General features: G+C 46.8%; 4 protein-coding genes. All 4 read right to left on the bottom strand.

The features are described 5' to 3' along the window. Window positions 1–96: 96 nt before the first annotated feature. Entirely contained in the window at window positions 97–900 is an 804-nt protein-coding gene (locus J6I68_RS14045; RefSeq protein WP_292221234.1) for an alpha/beta fold hydrolase, read from the bottom strand. Window positions 901–922: 22 nt separating this feature from the next. Further along, a complete protein-coding gene (locus J6I68_RS14040; RefSeq protein ID WP_292221233.1) occupies window positions 923–1306 on the bottom strand; it encodes a DUF1622 domain-containing protein in 384 nt (127 codons plus the stop codon). A gap of 49 nt (window positions 1307–1355) precedes the next feature. Further along, window positions 1356–2234, bottom strand: coding sequence for an SMP-30/gluconolactonase/LRE family protein (locus tag J6I68_RS14035; protein ID WP_292221232.1), 879 nt, complete (start codon window positions 2232–2234; stop codon window positions 1356–1358). Between the two features lie 162 nt (window positions 2235–2396). Then, window positions 2397–2954, bottom strand: a 558-nt coding sequence (locus J6I68_RS14030; RefSeq protein ID WP_442861730.1) for a sodium:solute symporter family transporter, incomplete at its 5' end; no start/stop codon positions are given.

Genomic DNA, 2954 nt, shown 5'->3' with positions numbered 1-2954 from the left:
TGTCACCTTGGAAAGAAGGTGACAAAAGAACCGTCCCCGTGTCAGCAAACCGTCCCCGTGTCAGCAAACCGCCCCCAGTCTTGTCTCCGTGTCTTGTCACTTAACGCATGCTGTATAGAAAGTGTGGAGCCGGTCTACATAGTCGGGAGCTTCGTCGTAGACTGCATGGCCGTAGTCGTCGTAGATGTAGACGTCGCAGCCGATGCCCTTTGCAAGCTCTTCTGAAAGGGTATAGTTAAAGACCTGATCGTTTCTGGCGCCAAGGACCAGGGCTGGGCACTTGATGGTACCAAGCCCCTCTGTGTTGTCAAAGCCAAAGAGGGTCCCCGCCAGGATCTTGAATTTATCCAGCTCTTCCTGGGAAACAAGGCGTGCCATGGTTATAAAGGCATCCCTGTACTTATTTACAAAATCAGCTGTATAGACTTTATCAGCAAAGGCCAGCATCAGTTCTTTGCAGGTATCCATGGTAGCGAGATCGATCCAGTTTTGAACGATCTTCTCGGAATCCTCGGTTGCCCTGGGGGCTGTTGATCCAAGGACGATACTGTTAACTATTTCAGGATGTCTTATGGCGATCAGCTGCACCATGATTGCTCCCTGGGATGCGCCGTAGAAGTTAACCTTAGTAAGACCCAGAGCCTCGATCGCCTTGGCAGTATCATCTGCCATCTCTTCCAAACTGTAGGTATCCGGAAGGTTCTTTCTCCTATCAAAAACATAAATATCAAACTCATCGGCAAAGGGCTTGTACAGCGCTGCCACTGCAGGTGCTGACTCCATTACACTCTTTATGCTAAGTCCCGGAATAATCGCAAGAGGAAATCCCCCTTCTTTCCCGCATCTGAAGTAGTCCATCTCAATATTGCCGGTTTTAACAGTTTCGATTGCTATACTCATTTAACAAATCCTCCAAGCTCACTTAGCTGTTCGCACCCTTGTCGTTATTATCCGCCTCTGCGCTGGTTTTACTAACTCCCAGAGCCTTCTCTTCATTCTTGATCTCCCAATGTATCAGGAATGTAAGGGTAGCTCTAAGAGCGATGATGGCTCCCAAAATTCCAAGCTCTGCCCAGTCTCTTACGACAACCGTCCTAAGCACCTCGCCTCCAAGCTTAAATTCAAGGGCAAGAGCAATTCCCTGGGCCAGCTCCAGCCTTATGGAATCGTCTTTTTTAAGCCAGAATATAAAGCTCTTAATAGCAGTAAAGACCAGTATGCATATGCCAAACATCTCAAGCAAGAGCGTTGAAAATTCAACAAAATACCTTAGTATACTCTCAGCATTCTGATAAACAGCTTCCATAGGCAGATCTCCTTCCGGAAAAGAGTTATCGCTTTACCATTACATTTTACTATATTTTTGCGTAATCTGGTGCAACTCCTTTTACGTCCAGCTCACAGGTAAAAATACATCCGTCAAACTCGCCATCCAGGCCATCTCCTGAGGACGTGATATAAAGAGTCCTCATATCCTCTCCGCCGAAGCAGCAGGAAGAAGTGTGCTTTGCAGGCACATCGATCCTTGCAAGGAGTTTACCGGTCTTTCCGTCTCTCTTTTCAATCCTGCTGCCGCCCCACACTGCCAGCCACAGATTGTCCTCAGAATCTATAGTCATGCCATCCGGCACTCCGTCTTCCACAGTAAAAAGAACCTGTCTGCCTCCGATATTTCCAGTCTCCACGTCATAGTCATACACAAACACAGCGTGCTCAAGAGAATCTGAAAAATAGAACTTAGTCCTGTCTGAGCTCCAGGCCATTCCATTAGATATCTTGGTGTCTGGCTGAATGCAGGTCACAAGACTGTCCACATGCCTAACACGAAGCGACGCATCATATGAAAAGAGCGCTCCCTCCGCCTCATGGACATCATCTCTTACCGATGCTCCAAAAAATATCCTTCCCTCAGGATCTGCCTTGGCATCGTTGGATCTCCAGTAGGGCTTATAAGCCTTCCTTAAATCCTTGGCGAGCCTCGCCTTACCATTTTCATAGGAGTAAAGCCCATCTGCTGCTGCCAGCAAAAATCCCTCTCCATATTTAAGCGGGATCGCTGCACCCACAGGCTGACCCAGATCAAACTCTGTCTTCTCTCCATCAGCAGAAAGGGTATATAACTTGTTCTGCGTTATATCCACCCAGGAAAACCTTTTAAACCTTGGGTCGAAGTATGGGCCCTCTCCCAAGGAATATTTTGTCTCATCAAATACCTTCGCAGTGTAAGTCTTCATAAATACTCTCCAAAAGAATTCTCTTTTACTAATTTTACCATATTTCCTTTCCCAACTTAACAAAAGCAAGCCATCTTTCCCTACGCCAGCCAGAGAAAAAGAGCCCTAAAACATAGCGTCTTGGGGCTCCTTAGAATAGATTTTTTCAGGTTAGATTATTGCTTATGCCTTCTTGGAGGCAGTTGCAAGACTTACAACCACATTTACTGCAAGTGCAATAAGGAATGCAGGAAGAAGCTCATAGATTGCAAATGCTCCGCCGAGCTTGGAGATTCCGAATTTCCAGATGAATATCATGGCGCCGCCTGCCACCATACCTGCCAGGGCACCCTGAAGGTTAGACTTCTTCCAGAACAGTGAAAGAAGGACAGCTGGTCCGAAGGCTGCACCAAATCCTGCCCATGCAAAGGATACGATCTGGAAGACCGAAGAGTCAGGATCCCTTGCAATGAAGATAGCTATGATCGAAATAAGGACTACAGTGATCTTGGCTACCTTAACCTGTGTCTCGTCGTCAAGTTTCTTTTTACCAACAGCCTGAATAAGGTCGGATGAAATAGCTGATGCTGATGCAAGGAGCTGTGAATCTGCTGTTGACATGGTAGCTGCAAGGATACCAGAAAGGATAACACCTGCGATGATAGCTGGTACAATGCCATAGGTACTCATAAGGTTTGAAATGTAGATGATGACTCTCTCTGCATTACCGCTTCCCTCAAG

This window comes from Butyrivibrio sp. (genome assembly GCF_017940685.1).
Taxonomy (GTDB): domain Bacteria; phylum Bacillota; class Clostridia; order Lachnospirales; family Lachnospiraceae; genus Butyrivibrio.
This window is presented reverse-complemented; position numbering and strand designations above follow the sequence as displayed.

What these genes read in the sequence shown, in the direction of transcription:
- J6I68_RS14045 (WP_292221234.1), bottom strand. Translation starts at nt 900, where the DNA reads ATGAGTATAGCAATCGAAACTGTTAAAACCGGCAATATTGAGATGGAC.
- J6I68_RS14040 (WP_292221233.1), bottom strand. Translation starts at nt 1,306, where the DNA reads ATGGAAGCTGTTTATCAGAATGCTGAGAGTATACTAAGGTATTTTGTT.
- J6I68_RS14035 (WP_292221232.1), bottom strand. Translation starts at nt 2,234, where the DNA reads ATGAAGACTTACACTGCGAAGGTATTTGATGAGACAAAATATTCCTTG.